General features: G+C 72.6%; 9 protein-coding genes. 6 read left to right on the top strand and 3 right to left on the bottom strand.

Going from position 1 to position 18,038, the window contains the following annotated elements:
• Positions 1 to 18 precede the first annotated feature (18 nt).
• From AC6H2I_RS20165 to purH, 3 genes are all read left to right on the top strand, one after another.
• Positions 19 to 1,311 (top strand): RsmB/NOP family class I SAM-dependent RNA methyltransferase, encoded by a 1,293-nt coding sequence (locus AC6H2I_RS20165; RefSeq protein WP_497502492.1) that lies wholly within the window; start codon positions 19 to 21, stop codon positions 1,309 to 1,311.
• A gap of 141 nt (positions 1,312 to 1,452) precedes the next feature.
• Positions 1,453 to 3,114 (top strand): heparinase II/III family protein, encoded by a 1,662-nt coding sequence (locus AC6H2I_RS20160; RefSeq protein ID WP_497502491.1) that lies wholly within the window; start codon positions 1,453 to 1,455, stop codon positions 3,112 to 3,114.
• Positions 3,115 to 3,184: 70 nt separating this feature from the next.
• Positions 3,185 to 4,774, top strand: a complete 1,590-nt coding sequence (gene purH, locus AC6H2I_RS20155; RefSeq protein ID WP_497502490.1) for a bifunctional phosphoribosylaminoimidazolecarboxamide formyltransferase/IMP cyclohydrolase — start codon at positions 3,185 to 3,187, stop codon at positions 4,772 to 4,774.
• Positions 4,775 to 4,801: 27 nt separating this feature from the next.
• Here the strand turns inward: purH and AC6H2I_RS20150 are convergent, their stop codons facing one another.
• The gene (locus AC6H2I_RS20150) at positions 4,802 to 7,828 is read right to left on the bottom strand and encodes a transglycosylase domain-containing protein (protein WP_497502489.1); all 3,027 of its coding nucleotides are present in this window, start codon (positions 7,826 to 7,828) and stop codon (positions 4,802 to 4,804) included.
• Positions 7,829 to 8,279: 451 nt separating this feature from the next.
• Here AC6H2I_RS20150 and AC6H2I_RS20145 point away from each other — a divergent pair, with 451 nt between their 5' ends.
• Positions 8,280 to 10,046 (top strand): sensor histidine kinase, encoded by a 1,767-nt coding sequence (locus AC6H2I_RS20145; protein ID WP_497502488.1) that lies wholly within the window; start codon positions 8,280 to 8,282, stop codon positions 10,044 to 10,046.
• Between the two features lie 15 nt (positions 10,047 to 10,061).
• Here AC6H2I_RS20145 and hisS read toward each other — a convergent pair whose 3' ends face one another.
• Positions 10,062 to 11,420, bottom strand: coding sequence for a histidine--tRNA ligase (gene hisS, locus AC6H2I_RS20140; RefSeq protein WP_497502487.1), 1,359 nt, complete (start codon positions 11,418 to 11,420; stop codon positions 10,062 to 10,064).
• A 123-nt stretch (positions 11,421 to 11,543) separates the two neighbouring features.
• Here hisS and pyrC point away from each other — a divergent pair, with 123 nt between their 5' ends.
• Complete coding sequence (gene pyrC / locus AC6H2I_RS20135) at positions 11,544 to 12,599, top strand: dihydroorotase (protein ID WP_497502486.1); 1,056 nt, start codon at positions 11,544 to 11,546, stop codon at positions 12,597 to 12,599.
• Between the two features lie 14 nt (positions 12,600 to 12,613).
• On the opposite strand, the gene AC6H2I_RS20130 is transcribed toward pyrC, so the two are convergent.
• The gene (locus tag AC6H2I_RS20130; protein WP_497502485.1) at positions 12,614 to 13,432 is read right to left on the bottom strand and encodes a DUF2218 domain-containing protein; all 819 of its coding nucleotides are present in this window, start codon (positions 13,430 to 13,432) and stop codon (positions 12,614 to 12,616) included.
• Between the two features lie 543 nt (positions 13,433 to 13,975).
• Between AC6H2I_RS20130 and AC6H2I_RS20125 the strand changes: the two genes are divergently transcribed.
• Positions 13,976 to 18,038 (top strand): DUF4347 domain-containing protein (locus AC6H2I_RS20125; protein ID WP_497502484.1); only part of this gene is annotated, 4,063 nt, incomplete at its 3' end.

Raw genomic sequence — 18,038 nt, 5'->3', positions numbered from 1 at the left:
GCGCGCTACATCGCCTTCATGACCGAACCCACCCTGGCCGCGCGGGCCGTCGCCCTCGACCTGCTGCGCGACGTGCTGCGCAAGTCCCTGCCCCTCGACGAGTCGTTCGAGGCCCACCCGGGCCTGGGCGCCCTGGAGGTGCGCGACCGTGCCTTCGCCCGGCTGCTGGTGGCCACCGTGCTGCGGCGGCTCGGCCAGATCGACGCCGCCGTCGAGGCGTCGCTGGCCAATCCCGGCATGCCCAAGGCGACGGTGCTCGACATCCTGCGCCTGGGGGCGGCGCAGCTCCTGTTCCTCGGCACGCCCGCCCATGCCGCCGTCGACACCGCGGTCGGCCTGGCGACGCAGCGCGGCGCGGCGCCCTACAAGGGCCTCGTCAACGCGGTGCTGCGCCGTCTCGCCCGCGAGGGCGCGGCGATCGTCGCCGCCCAGGACGCCGGCCGGCTCAACACGCCGGACTGGCTGTGGCTGGCCTGGCGCCGGGCTTACGGCACCGCGCGCACCCGCGCCATGGTCGAGGCGCATCTGGGCGAGGCCCCGCTCGACCTCACCGTGCGCGACGACCCGCAGGGCTGGGCCGAGCGGCTGGAGGCGACCGTGCTGCCCACCGGCACCCTGCGCCGTGACGCCGGCGGCGCGGTGGCCGAGCTGCCCGGGTTCGCGGAGGGGGCGTGGTGGGTGCAGGACCTGGCCGCCTCGCTGCCGGCCAAGGTGATGGGCGACCTGCGCGGCCAGCGCGTCTACGACCTGTGCGCGGCGCCCGGCGGCAAGACGGCGCAGCTCAGCGCCGCCGGGGCCTCGGTGGTGGCCCTCGACCGCTCGGCCCGACGGCTGGAGCGGGTGGCGGAGAACCTCGCCCGGCTGCGCCTGTCGGCGGAGACGGTGGAGGCCGACGCCGCGACCTGGCTGCCGGCGGAGCCGGCCGACGCGGTGCTGCTGGATGCGCCCTGCACCGCCACCGGGGCGATCCGCCGCCACCCCGACGTGCAGCGCCTGAAGTCCGCCGAGGACGTGGCCAAGCTGGGCCGCGCCCAGGGGCGCCTGCTCGCCCACGCCGTCGCGCTGGTCCGGCCCGGCGGGCTGCTCGTGTACTGCACCTGCTCGCTGCAGCCCGAGGAGGGCGAGGCGCAGGTCGAGCGGCTGCTGGCCGCCGACGACCGGGTGGAGCGGGCGCCGATCGCCGCCGCGGAACTGGACGGCCTGGACGCGCTTCTCAACGCCCGCGGCGAGATCCGTGCGCTGCCCGGCATGCTGGCGGAGGCCGGCGGAATCGACGGCTTCTTTGTTGCAAGATTGCGACGCCGTGGCTGAGTAGCAACCGGCAAAACGTGGTGCCGGCTTGCGGTGGCGGTCGCGAATTTGTTAGGAACCAAGCCATGCCATCCATCCGCCCGAGCTCCGTCCGCCGTCGAGGCCCGTCCGGCCCCGTGTCCAGCCGGGCGCGGTAGGGCCATGTCGTCGGGGCGCGACACCTTCGGCCGGCTGCGCGATGGCGTCGCCCAGATCGCTTACGGCAACCCGATCTACCAGCTCATGCTGGGCGGGCGGGCGCCCACCGCGCTGGCGGTGGTGCCGTCCGATCCCTGGCCGGGCCGGGCCGAGGATGGCGCCGCGGTCCTGGCGGGCGTCTTCCGCTTCGCCGGCCACAGCGTGGCCACCGCCCCGGCGGGCGAGCCGGACTGGCAGCCCGCCGGGGCGGCGGCGCGCTGGATCGCGGCGCTGAACGGGTTCGAGTGGATGCGCGACCTGCGGGCCGTCGGCGGCGACGCGGCGCGGCGCCGGGCGCGCGCCCTGGTCACCTCGTGGCTCGACCACAACGGCTCGTGGAACGCCCAGACCTGGGCCCCGTCGGTGCTGGCGGCGCGCATCGCCAACTGGATCGGGCTGCACGACTTCTACTGCGCCAGCGCCGACGACGAGTTCCGGGCCCGCGTCTTCGACAGCCTGGCGCGCCAGACCCGCCACCTCGCCCGGGTGGTCCCCGGACCGCTGGACGGCGCCCCGCTGATCGGCGCCCTGAAGGGCCTGGCCTATGGCGGCCTGTGCCTGCCCGGCCACGAGAAGCTGGGCGGCGAGGCGCTGCGCCTGATGGAGCGCGAGCTGCCGCGCCAGATCCTGCCCGACGGCGGCCATGTGGAGCGCAGCCCGACGCTGCAGCTCCAGGTGCTGCGCGACCTGGTCGACCTGCGCGCCGTGCTGCGCGCCGCCCGTGCCGACACCCCCGACGCCCTGCAGCACGCCATCGACCGGATGACGCCGGCCCTGCGCTTCTTCCGTCATGGCGACGGCGGGCTGGCCCTGTTCAACGGCAGCCGGGAAGAGGATGCGGCGCTGGTCGACACCGTGCTGGCCCAGGCGGACGCCCGCGGCCGGCCGTTGAAGAGCGCGCCGCACACCGGGTTCGAGCGGCTGATCGCCGGCCGCACGCTGGTGCTGATGGACACCGGAGCGCCGGCACCGCCCGGGCTCGACGATCACGCCCACGCCGGCACGCTGGCGCTGGAGGTGTCGGTGGGCAAGGAACGGCTGATCGTCAATTGCGGCAGCCACCCCGCCCAGGCCGGGCCGTGGCGGGCGGCGCTCGCCGCCACCGCCGCCCACTCCACGGTGACCTTGGGCGAGACCAACTCCGCCGAGGTGGAGGAGGCCGGCGGCCTCGGCCGGCGGCCCGGCCACGTCGGCTGCGAGCGCCAGGAGGCGGACGGCGCGGTGCTGGTGGTGGCCACCCACAACGGTTACGCCCGCGGCTTCGGCTACCTGCACCGCCGGCGCGTCTATCTGGCCGAGAACGGCGAGGACCTGCGCGGCGAGGACACGCTGGAGCCGGTGCTGGGCGCCAACCCCGCGCCGCAGCCCTTCGTCGCCCGCTTCCACCTCCACCCCGGCGTGGCGGTCGAGGCGACGGCGGACGGCGCCGCGGTGCTGCTGCGCCTGCCCAGCGGCACCGGCTGGCGGCTGCGCGCCACCGGCGGCGTTCTGGAGATCGCGGAGAGCGTCTACCTCGGCGGCGGCGACGAGCCGCAGCGCGCCACCCAGGTCACCATCACCGGCCAGGCCGACGCACGGGGTGCCACCGTCAAATGGGCCTTGCGCCGCGAACGCAAGGGGGGGTAAACCCCGCGGCAACCGCGGGCCCCCTCCGCTTGGGGTGGACCGGGTCCGCCCCAGCCAGGATTGCTCCGCCATGACCGCCTCGTCCGCCGCCGGCACCGTCCGGATCGCCCGCGCCCTCATCTCCGTTTCCGACAAGACCGGGCTGGTGGCCCTCGGCCAGGCCCTGGCCGCGCGCGGCGTGGAGATCCTGTCCACCGGCGGCTCCGCCCAGCGCCTGGCCGAGGCCGGGGTCGCGGTGACCGAGGTCGCGGCCCACACCGGCTTTCCGGAGATCATGGACGGCCGGGTGAAGACGCTGCACCCGCGCATCCACGGCGGCATCCTGGCGCGCCGCGACGACCACGCCGAGGCCATGGCGGCCCATGACATCCCCGGCATCGACCTGGTGGTGGTGAACCTTTATCCCTTCGAGGCGACGGTCGCGAAGGGGGCCTCCTACGACGACTGCGTGGAGAACGTCGACATCGGCGGCCCGGCGATGATCCGCGCCGCCGCCAAGAACCATGACTTCGTCGCCGTGGTCACCGACCCCGGCGACTACGAGGCGGTTCTGGCCGAGCTGGAGCGCACCGACGGCGGCACCACGCTGGCGCTGCGCAAGACCCTGGCGCAGCGCGCCTACGCCCGCACCGCGGCCTACGACGCCGCGATCGCCCACTGGATGGCCGGCCAGCTGGGCGAGGCGTTCCCGCCGCGCCACACCCTGTCCGGCCGGCTGGCGCAGACCCTGCGCTACGGCGAGAACCCGCACCAGCAGGCGGCCTTCTACGTTGCCGGCACGGCGCGCCCGGGGGTGGCGACGGCGATCCAGCTGCAAGGCAAGGAGCTGTCCTACAACAACCTGAACGACACGGACGCCGCCTTCGAGCTGGTCGCCGAGTTCGAGCGCCCGGCGGTGGCCATCATCAAGCACGCCAACCCCTGCGGCGTGGCCGAGGGCGACAGCCTGGTGGACGCCTACCGCCGCGCCCTGCTGTGCGACCCGGTCAGCGCGTTCGGCGGCATCATCGCGCTCAACCGGCCGCTCGACGCGGACACCGCGGCCGAGGTGGCCAAGCTGTTCGCCGAGGTGGTGATCGCCCCGGACGCCGACGACGCGGCGCGCGCCGTGCTGGCCGCCAAGAAGAACCTGCGGGTGCTGCTGACCAAGGACATGCCGGACCCGGCGGAGCCCGGGGTGATGGTCAAGCAGCTGTCCGGCGGCTTCCTGCTGCAGGACCGCGACTCCGGCCGGGTCGCGGCGGCCGACCTCACGGTGGTGACGAAGCGCGCGCCCGACGCGCGGGAGCTGGCGGACCTGCTGTTCGCCTTCCGCGTGGCCAAGCACGTGAAGTCCAACGCCATCGTCTACGCCAAGGACGGCGCCACCGCGGGCATCGGTGCCGGGCAGATGAGCCGGGTCGACAGCGCCCGCATCGCCGCCATCAAGGCGGCCGAGGCGGCCACCGCGGCCGGCCTGGCGGAGCCGCTGACCCGCGGCTCGGTGGTGGCGTCGGATGCCTTCTTCCCCTTCGCCGACGGCCTGCTGGCGGCGGCCGAGGCCGGCGTCACCGCGGTGATCCAGCCCGGTGGCTCGATCCGCGACAACGAGGTGATCGCGGCCGCCGACGACAAAGGCCTGGCCATGGTGTTCACCGGGATGCGCCATTTCCGCCACTGATCCCGCCGGTCGCCGCCGGCGCCGCGCCTACAGTTCGGTCTGGGGGCGTGCGGCGTCGGCGGTGGCGGCGCTGGTGGGGTCGATCAGCGGACCCAGCGCCGGCGCCAGCCCCTTGAGGAGCTGGGCGGGCAGGGCGCTGGTGAAGCGGTAGGCGTCGGCCTCCTCCCCCGACACGAACGCCGTCATGGTGCCGAAGAATCGGTCGCCGATGTGGAAGACGAAGGTGGCGGTCCGTGCCACGGCGCGCGATTCGATGAGGCGGCCGCCGGGGCCGTAGCGGTCCAGGCGGTGGTCGCCGGTGCCGGTCTTGCCGCCGACGGGAATGACGTGCCCGGCGGTGTCGGTGAAGGCGCCCCACACCCGCTTGGCGGTGCCGTTGCGCGCCACGTCCTCCAGCGCCTTGCGCACGGTGCGGCAGACCTCGGCGTTCAGCACCCGCTCGCCGGCCAGGGGACCCAGCCCGACCACCGTCTCGTAGGGCGTCCCGGCGGCGAAGTGCAGCTTGCGCACCCGCACGGTGGGCTGGCGGACGCCGTCGTTGAGCACGATCCCCATCAGCTCCGCCAGGGCTGCCGGCCGGTCCGCCGAGCTGCCGATGGCGGTGGCCAGCGACGGCACCAGGGTCTCGAAGGGATAGCCCAGGCGCCGCCACGCCGCGGTGATGCGTTGGAAGGCCTCCTCCTCCAGGCCGACGCGGATGCGGCTGTTCTGCGCCTTCAGCCCCTTGCGGAACAGCCAGCGGTAGCTCTCCTGGCGTTCCGCGGCGCTGGCCTTCAGCACCTCGGCGCGGGTGGCGCCGGGGTTGCGGGTGAGGTGGCCGACCAGCCACAGTTCCAGGGGATGCACCCGGGCGAGATAGCCGAGGTCGTTGAGCGGGAAAGAGCCGGGGGCGTATTTCCCGTAGAGCGCCGCGATGTCGCGCTCGCCCAGGCGGGCGTCGGGCAGGCGCCGGCGCAGGAAGGCGGCGAAGTCGTCCATCCCGGCGTCGGGCCGGGCGGTGCGGTAGACCACGGCCATGCGGTACGGCGCCGGGCGCGAGCGGCTGGCCAGCAGGGCCAGCATCTCGTCGGGCGAGTGGCCGCGGTAGAGGGTGTAGAAGCGGTTCAGGAACTCCGACCCCTCCTTGTCGGCGAAGCGGGCGAGATAGGCCTGGCGGGCGGGATGCTCGGGGTCGTGGAGGATCGCCGCCGTGTCCTCGCCGCCCTCGGCCATGTAGAACTGCACGACGTCGCGCATGATGCGGATGAAGGGCAGGTTGATCGAGTGGCGCAGCGCCTCCGCCACGCTGAGGACGCTTCCGTTGTGGCGGCTGTCGAAATTGACGAAGTGGTGCACGCCGCCGCCGGTGAAGAACGCCTCGCCGGGGCTCGCCGAATAGCGCCGCGCCATGGCCGCGTCCAGCAGGGCGGGCAGGCCGCGTTCGGCGGTGCCGCGCAGCCAGCCCGCCGCCCAGCGCGTCAGGGGGTCGGAGGCTTCGCGCTCGACGTCGGTCAGGAAGTCGCGCGGCAGATGGGCGTAGCGGGCGTGCAGCTCGGCGACGATCTGCAGGTAGGTGACCAGGGTGCGCAGCTTGGCCGTCGACCCGAGATCGAGCTTGGCGCCCTCGTTGATGTCCAGGGGCTGGTCCAGGTTGTCGGCCTGGACGCGCAGGTAGTTGGCTTCGGCGCCGCGCTCGTAGAGGGTGAAGCTGTAGACGATCCGGGCGAGGTCGTTGCCCCGCGTGTCCAGCAGCCGCTCGCCGGTCAGTCCCATGGCGCGGGCGAAGGCGGGATCGCCGAGGCGCGCCAGCACGTCGACCACCCGCTGCTGGGTCGGCGCGTCGAGCGTCGCTTCCACCGTGAGGTCGGTGCGGTCGAGCTCGTAGAGGCTGGGCACCCCCAGCATGGACAGGAGGCGGGCGCGGATGGCGTTGGGCGCCTTCTGCTCGACGAAGGACGTGGCGGGCGGCGGCGGCGGTTCCGCGCGGAAGGCCAGGGTGGTGGCCAGCGCGGCGTCGGCCAGCGCCGGGTCGATCACCCCTTGGGCGGCGAGCAGGCGGAGGTGACGGTCGGCCAGCGCCTCCAGGGCGTCGCGGCCGGCGGCCAGGTAGAAGGACGGCCGGCGCTGGGCCAGGATCAGCGCCAGGACCTGCTTGTAGGCCAGCGCCTTCAGACGCAGCGTCCGCTTGTCCCCCGCGGGCTGCCGCAGCACCGCCATGGCCGTGGCCAGATCGGTGCCGAACCACGCCCACAGCCCGTCGCCCAGGCCGTTGACCTCGCCGAAGCCGGGGCGGGCCGACAACGGCGTGGAGTTGAGGTAGTCGACGACGATGCGCCGCCGCGCCGCGCCGGTGTCCTCGCCGTCGAGGTAGGCGCGCACGCTGGCGGCCGTCATCTGCCGCAGCTTCTCCAGCGGCCCTTCGGTCTGGCCGTCGGGCGAGTGGCGGTACTTCTCGATCTGGGTGGCCAGGGTTGAGCCGCCGGCCACCCGCGTGCCGGGATGGATGTACTTGAGCGGCAGGGTCAGCACGGCGCCGGCGAAGCGGTCCCATTCCACCGCCGGGTTGCGCCGTGGCTGGGATGGGTCCAGCAACTCGCGGTTCTCGATGAACAGCAGGGTGTCGGCCACCAGGGCCGGCACGTCCTCGAAGCGCTCGAACACCCGCTCCGGGAAGCGGGCGGCGTGGAGGGTCGCGCCGCCGCGGTCCAGCAGGGTCAGCCCGGCCCGGGTCTTCTCGCGGTAGATCGCGGTCCCGGTCGCCGCCATCAGCCCGTCGAGCCGCGGCGAGGCGACCGCCTGCATCTCGATGGTGTAGCCATCGGCGCGCAGGGCGCGCAGGCGGTCGGGCAGGGCGACGTAGCCGAGGCGGACGTCGTAGGGGCCTTCGGCCGGGTGGCGGGACGCGGGGTTCGGCCCCTCGCGCAGCGCGAAGGTGAGGTCGCCCGCATAGGCCGACAGCACGCGCGCCTGCAACCGCGACGTGCGGGCCTCCTCGACCGCAAGGGCGCAGGCCCCGGCCAGGACCGCCACCGCGCTGACCCCCGCCACCACGCTGCGCCACACCGATCGGGCCATGGACCGTCCACTTCGCTCGCGAGAATGGTTAAGCACCCCGCCCTGTGCCGACCGCGAAGCGCGGGAAACACTGGGGCACGACGCTCACCGTACGGCGGTGTTGGTAAATGGCGGGTATATCCTGGGCGGGGTTCGCGGTGAAATCCCCCGATCCGGGCGCCCGCCGCTGCGATTGTCACACGGCGTTGCCGTGACGCAACGCTGTCGCGCTGTGGTTGCGGGGGTAACGCGGCCGCGGCGACGGCCGATCCCATGGTGAGGATTTCATTGCCAGTTTTCGACTTATTTGCTTTGCGTGCGTTGTTTTCGCCGGAGATACTTTGCCAAAGGGATAAATGCATAGTCGCAAATCAATATGAACTCGTTTGTATAAAGACAGGACTTGTTAACGTGGCCCCTTCATGTATTTTTCATCTGAGGTGGCCATCGGCCAGTACCGGAGGAAGTGTCGGTGTCCCTGCAAGCGCGCATCCTGCTAGCGATCGTGGCGCTGTTCACCTTCATGCTGGCCATCAACATTCTGGTGCTGCGCGAGGCGGTGTTGCCAGGCTATCAGCGGCTGGAGCTGGAGGAGGCGACTCGCGCCGTGACACGGCTGGTGGGTGCCGTGGACGGCGAGGCGGAGGCGCTGGGTCGCGCCGCCGCCGACTACGCGGCGTGGGACGAGACCTACCGCTTCATCGTCGACGCCAACGACGGCTACGCCGCGGATCTCACCCCGGCAGCCCTGCAGAATCTCGGCCTGACGGCGATGTACTTCTTCGATGCCGGCGGCCGTCTGGTGTGGGGGCGTGCGATCGATCCGGCGACGGCGGAACCGATCGCCCTGCCCCGGTTGGACGGGGGCGACACCGCGCCGGCGGCGTTGCGGGGGGACGACGGCGGGACCGGGGAGGTGGACGGGCTGGTCGCCACCGACGCCGGTCCGATGCTGGTCGGGGCGCGGCCGATCGTCACCTCGGCCGGCGACGGGCCGGCGCGCGGGACGGTGGTGTTCGGCCGGCTGATCGATGAGGCGATGGTCGGCGGGCTCGCCGATCGCCTGCGCCAGCGCGTCGACCTGCGGCCGGTGCCGCCCGCTGCCGCTCCGGCCGACGCGGTGTCGGTGGGCGCCGACACCATCACGGCCCGGCGGGTCGTCGCCGACCTGCGGGGCCGGCCGCTGCTGGCGGCGGAGGCGATGACGCCCCGCAGCATCTCGGCGCTGGGGGCGCGCAGCGTCTGGATCGGCGTCCTGTCCCTGCTGGCGGTCGGCATCGCCGTGAAGGTCCTGATGTGGGTCCTGCTGCGCGGCCTGGTGCTCCGGCCGGTCGGCCGGCTGACCGAGGGGGTGCTGGCGGTGACCTCCGCGGCGGACCTGTCGCGTCGGGTGACGGAGGCGGGAGGCAGCGGCGAAGTGGCGGTGCTGGGGGCCGAGTTCAACCGGATGCTGGACCGGCTGGAGCAGATGGTCGCCACGGCGGAAGCGGCGCGCGACGACGCGCTGCGGGCCAGCCGGGCGAAGTCCGAGTTCCTGACCACCATGAGCCACGAGCTGCGCACGCCGCTCAACTCCATCATCGGTTTCTCGCAGATGATCCGCGACGCCGAGGTGGCGCCGCTGGACGACCGCTACCGCGACTTCGCCTCGGACGTGAACGACGCCGGCCGGCATCTGCTGCGGGTCATCAACGACGTCCTCGACATGGCGCGGGCGGAGGCCGACCGGATCGTCCTCAACGAGGTCCGGGTCGACCTCGCCGCCGCGGTGGTCGCCTGCCAGCGCATTCTCCACCCCGCCGCCCGCCAGGCCGAGGTGGCGCTCGAAACCGACCTTCCGGACGACCTGCCGCTCCTGCACGCCGACGACATCCGGTTGCGGCAGATCCTGATGAACCTGATCGCCAATGCGGTGAAGTTCACGCCGGCGGGAGGCCGCGCCGTGGTGCGGGCGCGCCGTCAGGGCGACGGCGCCATCGCCCTGACGGTCGAGGACACCGGCGTCGGCATCGCCCCCGAGGACATCCCCAAGGCGCTGGAGCCGTTCGGCCAGGTCGACAGCGGGCGCTGGCGCCTCAGCCAGGGGACCGGCCTCGGCCTGCCGCTCGCCAAGCGCCTGGTCGAGGCGCACGGCGGAACGCTGGCCATCGAGAGCCGGCTCGGGGTCGGCACCTGCGTCACCATCACCCTGCCGGCCGACCGCGTGCTGGAGGGCAGCCCCGCCGCCGCCGGGGGCTGAGCGTCCGGCGGCGGATCAGTCGTCCGCCAGCATGGCCCCGATGGTTTCCGCCAGGCTGTCCTGGGCGACCTCGACCTGCTGGCCCCGGGCCAGGTGCTTGACGGTGGCGGTGCCGCGCGCCCGCTCGTCGCCGCCCATCAGCACGACCACGGGAATGCCGGCCTTGTCGGCGTACTTCATCTGCCGGGCGATCTTGCCACCCTCGAGCTGGATCTCGGTGTTGAGCCCGGCGGCGCGCAGGCGCGCGGCGAGGCGGAAGTAGTCGTCGCGCAGGGCGGGGTCCATCTGGGTCACCAGCACCTGGGCGGTGGCGCCGCCCTCGGCGATCAGGCCGGCCTCCATGAGCTGGTAGAACAGGCGTGTGGCGCCGATCGAGATGCCGACGCCGGGCAGCTTGGACTTGGTGTAGTGGCTGGCCAGGTTCTCGTAGCGCCCGCCCGAGCAGACCGAGCCGATCCCCTTGTGGGCGTCGAGGAAGGTCTCGTAGACGGTGCCGGTGTAGTAGTCGAGGCCGCGGGCGATCGCCAGGTTGACGCGCACCGCGTCGTCGGGCACCTCGAAGGCGGCGAGTCCGGCGACCACCGTCCCCAGCTCCTCCACCCCCTGGATGAAGGTCGGGTTGTCGATGCCCAGGCCGCGCAGGGCGTCCAGGGTGTCGGCGTTGGACGCGGTCTCGGCGATCAGCGACAGGATGCGGTCGGCGGCCGCCGCCGGAACGTTCAGCGCCTCCCCGGTCAGGCTGGCATGCACCGCGTCGCGGCCCACCTTGTCCAGCTTGTCGATCTCGCGCAGCACCAGCACCCGCCGCTCCGCCTCGGCGATCCCGAGCCCGTCGAGCAGCCCCAGCAGGACCTTGCGGTTGTTGATGTTGATGGTGAAGCCGCCGAAGTCCAGTTCCTTGAAGACGTGGTGGATCACCGCCGGAATCTCGGCGTCGTAGTGCAAAGACAAGCTGTCCTTGCCGATGACATCAATATCGCACTGGTAGAACTCGCGGAAGCGGCCGCGCTGGGCGCGCTCGCCGCGGTAGACGCGCTGGATCTGGTAGCGGCGGAAGGGGAAGGCGAGGTCGCGCTCGTGCTCCGCCACATAGCGGGCCAGCGGCACCGTGAGGTCGAAGCGCAGCGCCATCTCGGGCTTGTGGCCCTGCTGGATGGCCCCGGTGGATTGCACGAAATAGACCTGCTTCTCCGTCTCGCCGCCGGACTTGGTGAGCAGGGTGTCGACCGTCTCGAACACCGGGGTCTCGACGGGCACGAAGCCGAAGCGCTCGTAGCCGCGGCGGATGGTGTCCAGCATGCGCTGGAACGCCACCTGGCGGCGCGGCAGGAGTTCCATCGTTCCGGGCGGGGTGCGGGGGGTGACGAGGCTCATGGCGGCTCGATGCAGGTCGGTTGCGGACGGACGGCGGGAAGGCCCCCCTTCTATCCCCTTTCACCGGCCCCGTCACGCCGGTTAAAACACCGCCCAGCCCCCGATCCAACCCGGTGCCCGCCCATGACCGCCGACCGCCTGATCCTGCGCCGCCCCGACGACTGGCACGTCCACCTGCGCGACGGCGCCACGTTGGCGGCGGTGCTGCCCTTCACGGTGCGCCAGTTCGCCCGGGCCATCATCATGCCCAACCTGAAGCCGCCGGTGACCACCGCCGGCCAGGCGGCCGCGTACCGCGCGCGAATCCTGGGGGCGTTGCCGCCGGGCGCCGCCTTCACCCCGCTGATGACCGCCTACCTCACCGACACCACCGATCCCGACGACCTGGCGCGGGGAGCCCGCGACGGCGTCTTCACCGCGGCCAAGCTCTACCCCGCCAACGCCACCACCAACAGCGCCCACGGCGTCAGCGACGTCGCCCGCATCCACGGCGTCCTGGAGCGGATGGAGGCGGTCGGCCTGCCGCTGCTGGTGCACGGCGAGGTGACCGACGGCGACGTCGACGTCTTCGACCGCGAGGCGGTGTTCCTGGACCGCGTGCTGGCCCCGCTGGTGGCGCGGTTCCCCCGCCTCAAGGTGGTGCTGGAGCACGCCACGACCCGCGAGGCCGTGGCGTTCGTGCGCGACCACGCCGCCACCGGCCGCGTCGGCGCGACGATCACGCCGCAGCACCTGCTGATCAACCGCAGCGACCTGTTCGTCGGCGGCATCCGGCCGCACCTCTACTGCCTGCCCATCGCCAAGCGCGAGGTGCACCGGCGCGCCCTGTTGGAGGCCGCCACCTCCGGCGAGGGGCCGTTCTTCCTGGGCACCGACACCGCCCCGCACACCATCGCCGCGAAGGAATCGGCGTGCGGCTGCGCCGGCTGCTTCACCGCCGCGACGGCGCTGGAGCTCTACGCCGAAGCCTTCGAGGCCGCCGGCGCGCTGGACCGGCTGGAGGCGTTCGCCAGCCTGAACGGCCCCCGCTTCTACGGTCTGCCGGTCAACGCGGACCGGGTGGTCCTGGAGCGCCGGGCGGCCACGGTGCCCGACGCCGTGCTGGTGGCGGACGGCGACGGCATCCTGCCGTTCCGCAGCGGCGAGACCCTGGCCTGGCGCTTCGCGGGCCCCGCCTGACCGGGCCGCCGCGGCTACGCCGCCTGCCAGTCGACCTGGAGGGGCGCTTCGCGGAAGGCGAAGCGGTCGAGGTGGCTCGCCACCACCCCCTGAAGGGCGGCGAGCTGCTCGCCGGTGCTGGCCTCCAGCCGGCAGGCGAGGTGGCCGTCATGGGCCGCCAGCAGCAGCGTGGCGTCGCCCGGCCAGTCGGCGCCGCGGGCGTTGCGCGGGAACACGACGCTGCCTTTGTCGGGCGTGAAATCGACCAGGAGCGTGTGGCTCCAATGCTTGCAGAGTTGCTGAAGATAGCGGCTCGCGTTGGCGGTCGGCACGTGCGCCGCGCTGCGGTGGGTCATCATGGTCTCCACAGGGGATGGGTGGGGTGCGGTCGGTGATGGGGGTCCGGCGGGCGGCGACCGGGACGGCCAGGGCAGGCGCTCGATGCGCTGGGTGGCCTCGTCCAGGATCGCGGCCGCGGCGAGCATCGTCCCGGCGCCCACCTCGTCCTGGCCGAGCCGGTCCATCAGCGCGGTGCGCAGGTTGTCCATGGCGCGCCGGATCGGGGCACCGTCGGTTCGGCCCTGGCGCGCGGCGAGGCGGGCGAGGCGGGCCAACACCGCGGCGACCGTCGCCGCCGCGTCGGCGAGGACGGCCCGCCCCTCCGGGGTTGCCGTGAACGCCTTGCGGGTGCCCTCCGACCGGGCGCGTTCGATGTGGTTCATCTCCTCCAGCATCGTCAAGGTGGGGTAGACGACGCCGGGACTCGGTGCATAGGCGCCTCCCGTCATCTCCTCGACGGCGCGGATCAGGTCGTAGCCGTGGCGCGGCTGGTCCGCCACCAGCTTGAGCAGCACGAGCCGGAGTTCGGACGCGTCGAGCCGCCGCCGGCGTCCGCCCCGGCCGTCCCGCGGCGTGCCGTCGCCGCGGGACGGCCCGTCATCATGATGCGGACGGCGCGCGGCGTCGCGAGGGTGGGGGGCTGAGCGCATGGGCGGTGTTCCGGCACAACGATCCAATCAAGATATATCTTGATGCATCTCAGTGCAAGAGGGATGGGCGGGTCGCCATCCGGGGAGCCCCCTTCCCGTCGCTCGACCACCCCTTCCTGTTGCCCGGAATCGAAGTTGATCCTCGTCTGGATACCCCGTTCGAGGCCGAACAAGTCCGGAATGCGGCCAACGGGGAAATCCCACCTGCCGGTGGTGCGCCTCGACGACTTTGGGCGCCCCAGATGATGTCCGATTGATGAGGGGCGTAACACCGTGAGTGCAGCGGATCGTCTCTATCGATACTGGCAAATTTGACAGCTTATAGGATGGCTTTTCAACACCGATGTCCCGGACCAGCCGCCAGTGTCGCACGCGGCGGGCCTCCGATAACCGAGAAAGGGACACACGGTGCAAGACGTTCTCATCGCGGCTGCCGGCCTTCGCGATCTCGCCGACCTGCTGGAGCACCGCTCCACGACGCTGCGCGTCATCCTCGTTCCCGACGGGGCGGACGCGCACCCGGTGTTGGCGAGCGTCCTGGCGGAACGACCGGCGGCGATCCATCTCGTGGCCCATGGCGCGCCGGGTGAGCTGCGCCTGGGGTCCCACCCGCTGACCGCCGACAGCCTGGCGGACCGCGCCTGGGCCGAGGCCCCGGGCACCGAGATCCTGATCCACGCCTGCGACGTCGGCGCCGGTGCCGTCGGCCAGCGCTTCGTGGCGCGGCTCGCCGCGGCGACCGGCGCCCGCGTGGCCGCGGCGTCCCACCCGGTGGGCGACGGCGCGCAGGGCGGCAGCTGGGCGCTCGACGTCACCAGCGCGCCCGTCCGCAGCGCCGGTCCCTTCCATGGCCATGAGGCCTGGCCGCACCTGCTGGCCGTCACCGGCACCCCGTCGGATGGCGACGACACCCTGACCAGCGACGACGCGGCCGACACGGTGTCGGGCCTGGACGGCAATGATTCCCTCATCGGCGCCGGCGGCAACGATGTGCTGTTCGGCAACGGCGGTGACGACACCCTGCTGGGCGGTGCCGGGCGTGACACGCTGGAAGGCGGCGCCGGGGCCGACCACATGGACGGCGGCAGCGGCACCAACTTCGCGGTCTACGACACGGCGAGCGGCCCGGTGGGCATCGACCTGACCAACCCCGCCAACGGCGTCGGCGACGGCGCCGGCGATACCTTCGCCAACATCGGCTACTACGTGCTGGGCGCCCACAACGACACCTTCCGCGGCGGCGAGGGCGTCGACCGCGTGTGGGCCCATGGCGGCGACGACCTGGAGTATGGCGGCGGCGGCGACGACCAGCTCGAGGCTGGCGGCGGCAACGACACGATCTACGGCGAGGCCGGCAACGACTTCATCGCCGGCCGCGCCGACAACGACCTGGCCTATGGCGGCGAGGGCGACGACACCATCGAGGGCGATGGCGGCGCCGACGTGCTCTACGGCGACGCCGGCAACGACGTGCTGGCCGGCGACGAGCTGGCCGACACGCTCTATGGCGGCAGCGGCGACGACACCTTCTACAACGCCTACGACATCTCCGACGGGGTGACCGGCTCCCGTGCCGCCGGCCAGGCCGACCAGATGTTCGGCGATGCCGGCAACGACCGCTTCGTGGTGGTCGACGCCGACGACGTCAACGCCGCGATGACCTTCGATGGCGGCGCCGACACCGACACCGTGGAGGTGCGGACGGCCGAAGCCGTCGACTTCAACGGCATGACCCTCGCCAATGTCGAGCGGGTCGAGCTGACCGGTGGCGGCACCCATCAGGTGACCGTCACCGCGGCCCAGATCAACGGCCTCGACACCGTCACCGGTGCGGCCGGCGACGTCGTGCGGATCATCGGCACCGCTGCCGACGTCGACGTCTCCAAGATCGATGCCGCTGTCACCGTGGAGTTCATCGCCGACCCCAGCGGCGAGGCGGTGAGCGGCGACGCGTCGGGCACCGAGGGCGACGACCACCTGCGCGGCCTCGCCACCGCCGACACCATCCGCGGCCTGGGCGGCAACGACCTGCTGTCGGGCGGCGACGGCGCCGACTACCTCTACGGCAACGCCGGCGACGACACGCTGAGCGGCGGCAGCGGCGGCGACACCCTCGACGGCGGCCCCGGCGCCGACCACATGGACGGCGGCGCCAATTTCGACATCGTCTCCTACGAGCAGACCACCGGCAGCCTGGTGGTCGACCTCGCGAACCCGGCCAACAACGCCGGCGAGGCCGCGGGCGACAGCTTCGCCAACGTCGAGCTGTTCGTGCTGGGCAACCAGGACGACACCTTCGTCGGCGGCGACGGGAACGACCAGGTCTGGGCCCACAACGGCGACGACGTGGAGTACGGCGGCCTCGGCGACGACAGCCTGGAGGCAGGCGGCGGCAACGACACCCAGTACGGCGAGGCGGGCGACGACTACATCGCCGGCCGGGCCGACGACGACGTCGCCTATGGCGGCGCGGGCAACGACCTGATCGAGGGCGACGGCGGGTCCGACGTGCTGTACGGCGGGGCCGGCGACGACTCCATGGCCGGCGACGCCGAGTCCGACACCATGTATGGTGGCGACGGCAACGATTCCTTCTACAGCGCCTACGACATCCGCGACCCCGACGGCGTCGCCCGCGGATTCTTCACCCAGAACGGTGAGGACCGGGTGGCCGGCCAGCTCGACCACATGTACGGCGAGGCCGGCGATGACCGCTTCGTCGTCGCCGACGCCGACGACGTCAACGCCGGCATGAGCTTCGACGGCGGCGATGGCACCGACTCGATCGAGGTGGCGACGTCGGAATCCGTCAACTTCGCCGGCATGACGCTGACCGCGGTGGAGCGGGTCGACCTCACCGGCGGCGGCGCCCACGACGTCAAGCTGACGGCCGACCAGGTCAACGGGCTGACCTCCATCACCGGCGGAGCCGGCGACGTGCTGCGCATCGTCGGCACGGCCGAGGACGTGGGCGACCTCAGCGGCAAGGTGGGCGCCGACATCACGGTGGCGTACACCGACGACGCCGGCGGTGCCGCCGGGTCCATCTACACCGCCACCGGCGCCGACGCCGACCTGCGCGGCGTCGACCTCACCGGGGTCAGCGAGATCCGCGGCACCTTCGACGGCGGCACCGTCCTGACCCTGACGCCGGAGCAGTTCGCCCACATCACCCGGGTCACCACGGCGGCCGGCATCGACGACGGCGACATCCTCAACGTGATGGGCACGGACGCCCCCGAGACCGTCGACCTGAGCGCCGTCAGCCTCAACAACATCGACTTCACCCATGTCGAGGGCGGCGCCGGCGACGACTGGATCATCGGCTCCGACCGCTCCGACGAGCTCTACGGCAAGGTCGGCAACGACACCATCTTCGGCGGCCAGGGCGACGACGAGATCGGTGGCGGCCCCGGCAACGACTTGTTCATCTTCGAGAAGTCCCACAACTACAACCTGGACCTCACCTTCACGAGCCTGCACAGCGACTTCCTCACCGATTTCGGCAACGGTGGCGACGTCATCCGCATCCTCGACACCACGCTGAACGGCACGATCGTCCAGGGCAACGCGTCGGGCATCCTGATGGGCGAGGTGCGGGTCAAGCTGCAGAGCGGCGTCGACCCCGACGCCCCGACCGTGCCGGGCGGCGAGACCAACACCGTCATCATGATCGGCACCGACACCATCCCCGGCCCCGAGATCTTCATCCGCATCAACGGCGAGTACACCGCCGACCAGTTCGTGGTCGACCCCCACGCCGGCTACTCCGACATCTACTTCGCCGGCACGGTCCCGCCGGGCGGCCCCGACACCCTGTCGGGTGGCGACGGCAACGACACCCTGTCGGGCGGTGACGGCAACGACACCCTGTCCGGTGGCGACGGCAACGACACCCTGTCCGGTGGTGACGGCAACGACACCCTGTCGGGTGGCGACGGCAACGACACCCTGTCGGGCGGTGACGGCAACGACACCCTGTCCGGTGGCGACGGCAACGACACCCTGTCGGGCGGTGAAGGCAACGACACCCTGTCCGGTGGTGACGGCAACGACACCCTGTCGGGCGGTGACGGCAACGACACCCTGTCGGGTGGTGACGGCAACGACACCCTCGACGGTGGCCCCGGCAACGACACCACGGATGGTGGCGACGGCGGTGACGGCGGCACGGGCGGCGACGGCGGCAGCGGTGGCGGCGGCGACACCATCGGCGGTGGTGACGGTGGCACCGGTGGCGGCGGCTCCGACGGCGGTGGTTCGGGCGGTGGTTCGGGCGGTGGCGGCGACGGCGGCTCCGGCGGCACCCCGCCGGTGGTCGGCCAGACCGTGTTCGGCACCGGCGCCAACGACGCCATGACCGGCGACGGCAACGCCAACACCATCTTCGGCGATCTCGGCGACGACACCATCTTCGGCGACTTCGGCGACGACGCCCTCTACGGCAACCAGCAGTCCGACGCCCTCTACG

The sequence above is a fragment of the Azospirillum sp. NS33 genome (assembly GCF_059703765.1).
The sequence above is the reverse complement of the archived record's forward strand: the minus strand, read 5'-3'. Positions and strand labels throughout refer to the sequence as shown.

Coding starts and splice junctions, on each gene's coding strand:
- AC6H2I_RS20160 (WP_497502491.1), top strand. CDS start 1,453: ATGTCGTCGGGGCGCGACACCTTCGGCCGGCTGCGCGATGGCGTCGCC.
- pyrC (WP_497502486.1), top strand. CDS start 11,544: ATGACCGCCGACCGCCTGATCCTGCGCCGCCCCGACGACTGGCACGTC.
- AC6H2I_RS20165 (WP_497502492.1), top strand. CDS start 19: ATGACCGAACCCACCCTGGCCGCGCGGGCCGTCGCCCTCGACCTGCTG.
- hisS (WP_497502487.1), bottom strand. CDS start 11,420: ATGAGCCTCGTCACCCCCCGCACCCCGCCCGGAACGATGGAACTCCTG.
- purH (WP_497502490.1), top strand. CDS start 3,185: ATGACCGCCTCGTCCGCCGCCGGCACCGTCCGGATCGCCCGCGCCCTC.
- AC6H2I_RS20150 (WP_497502489.1), bottom strand. CDS start 7,828: ATGGCCCGATCGGTGTGGCGCAGCGTGGTGGCGGGGGTCAGCGCGGTG.